Here is a 1,562-nt window from a genome sequence, read left to right as displayed (position 1 = left end):
GGCTGGCCCGGCCTGGCGGTGGTGGCGATCGCCGCCGCCGCGGTCAGCATGGTCGTGCTGCGCGCCCTGCTTCCCCGGGCGGCGGCCCACTCGGTCCGGCGCGCCAGGGACAAGCAGGTAGCGCGCCCGATCTTCGGCTACGCGCAGCGCAGGTTCGTCGTCGCCTCGAGCCTGTCCGCCGCGGGGGCGTACGAGTCGGACCTGCGGCCGGTTCTCGAGCACCTGCTCGCCGCCCGGCTCGCCGAGAATCACGGCATCAACCTGTACACCGAGCCGGCCGCCGCCCGCCGTGCCTTCTGCCGCGCCCGCGGCGACGAAGCCCTGTGGAGCCTGGTCGACCCGCAGCAGGCCCTGTCGAGGGCGGAGCGCGACAGGCGGCGGCACGGCATCTCGCACCGCACGCTAGCCCGGCTGGTCAACCGATTGGAGCAACTGTGACACCGGAAGAGACCGCGCGGCAGGCGGCGGCCATCCTCGACGAGCTCGAGAAGGCCGTGGTCGGCCGCCGCCGGACCCTGGAACTGGTCCTGGTCGGCATCCTGGCCGGCGGCCACGTGCTGCTCGAGGACCTGCCGGGACTGGGCAAGACGCTGATCGCCCGGTCGTTCGCGCGGGTGCTCGGGCTCGACTTCGCGCGCATCCAGTTCACCCCCGACCTGCTGCCGTCCGACGTGATCGGCGCGCCGCTGTACGACCAGCGCAACGGCGAGATGGTGTTCCGTCCCGGCCCGGTGTTCACCCAGCTGCTGCTGGCCGACGAGATCAACAGGACGCCGCCGAAGACGCAGGCCGCGCTGCTCGAGGCGATGGGCGAGAGCCAGGTGAGCGTGGACGGCCAGACCAGGCGGCTGCCGGAGCCGTTCGTGGTGCTGGCGACCGACAACCCGATCGAGTACGAGGGCACCTACGAGCTGCCCGAGGCGCAGCTCGACCGGTTCCTGATGCGGCTGCGGCTCGGGTACCTGTCCGCCGCGGACGAGACGGACATGCTGCGCCGCCGGGTGGCGCGGGCCGCCGAGAACGTGCCGCTGGCCGCCGTCACGACCGCGGCCGGGCTGCTGGAGATGCGCGAGTCGCTGGAGCGGGTGGAGATCAGCGAGGACCTGCTCGACTACGTGGTCGCGATCGTCGCCGCCACCCGCCGCGACCCGCAGGTCCAGGTGGGCGCGTCGCCGCGCGGCGGCCTGGCGCTCATCCAGCTGGCCCGCGGTCAGGCGCTGCTGCACCAGCGCGACTACGTGGTTCCCGACGACATCAAGCAGGTGGCCGTGCCAGCGCTGGCGCACCGGATCACGCTGCGCCCCGAGCTGTGGGTGCGGCGGGTCTCCGCCGACGACGTCGTGGCCCGGCTGCTCGGCGCCGTGCCGACCCCCCGCACCGACCCTGCCGCCCCGGCCGCGGCGGTCACCCGCTAATGGCCGGTCCCGTGCAGCAGGTCGAGGTCCGCTGGCGGCCGTCGCGGCATGCCCGCCGCCTGCTCACGCTGGCGCTCGCCGGCCTGCTGCTCGCCACGCTGACCAGGCGTCCCGAGCTGGTGGGTGTCGCGGCGCCGGCGCTGCTGC

2 protein-coding genes are annotated in these 1,562 nt (G+C 74.3%); both read left to right on the top strand.

Annotated elements, in window-relative coordinates:
• The coding region (locus tag WA805_RS19245) for a hypothetical protein (RefSeq protein WP_425243023.1) at positions 1–438 on the top strand (438 nt) is incomplete at its 5' end.
• Positions 435–1,415 (top strand): AAA family ATPase, encoded by a 981-nt coding sequence (locus tag WA805_RS19240; protein ID WP_425243022.1) that lies wholly within the window; start codon positions 435–437, stop codon positions 1,413–1,415. The genes WA805_RS19245 and WA805_RS19240, both read left to right, overlap by 4 nt.
• Positions 1,416–1,562 lie beyond the last annotated feature (147 nt).

The sequence above is a fragment of the Trebonia sp. genome (assembly GCF_049794275.1).
Classification (GTDB): domain Bacteria; phylum Actinomycetota; class Actinomycetes; order Streptosporangiales; family Streptosporangiaceae; genus Trebonia.
Note: the sequence above shows the minus strand (reverse complement) of the source record. Positions and strands in the feature narration are given on the sequence as shown.